The 257-nt window shown below is 43.6% G+C and carries 1 protein-coding gene and 1 rRNA gene; one reads left to right on the top strand and one right to left on the bottom strand.

Translation table 11 applies throughout. From position 1 onward, the window contains the following. A 16S ribosomal RNA gene (locus tag FCL40_RS18470) occupies nt 1-72 on the top strand; the annotation flags it as partial. Here FCL40_RS18470 and FCL40_RS18690 read toward each other — a convergent pair. Further along, the coding region (locus FCL40_RS18690; protein ID WP_205729167.1) for a hypothetical protein at nt 62-257 on the bottom strand (196 nt) is incomplete at its 5' end. The two genes, FCL40_RS18470 and FCL40_RS18690, sit on opposite strands and share 11 nt — an antisense overlap.

Below are 257 nucleotides of genomic sequence, written 5' to 3'. Positions count from 1 at the left end.
GTGTGGTTCATGACTGGGGTGAAGTCGTAACAAGGTAGCCCTAGGGGAACCTGGGGCTGGATCACCTCCTTACGAAACAGATACGGTTTTGCGTTGAGTGTTCACACAGATTGTCTGAAATCATCACAGAGGTGGTGATTTTGGCGTTTTTGCTTTTGGCGAAAACACGCTCTTTAACAATTTGGACAAGCTGATAATTTCTCGAGATATTTGCAATTTTTGCAAGTGCCTTGATATCTGGCGATAGATTAACGTAT

It is taken from the genome of Ferrimonas sediminicola, from assembly GCF_005116715.1.
Classification (GTDB): Bacteria; Pseudomonadota; Gammaproteobacteria; order Enterobacterales; family Shewanellaceae; genus Ferrimonas; species Ferrimonas sediminicola.
Note: the sequence above shows the minus strand (reverse complement) of the source record. Positions and strands in the feature narration are given on the sequence as shown.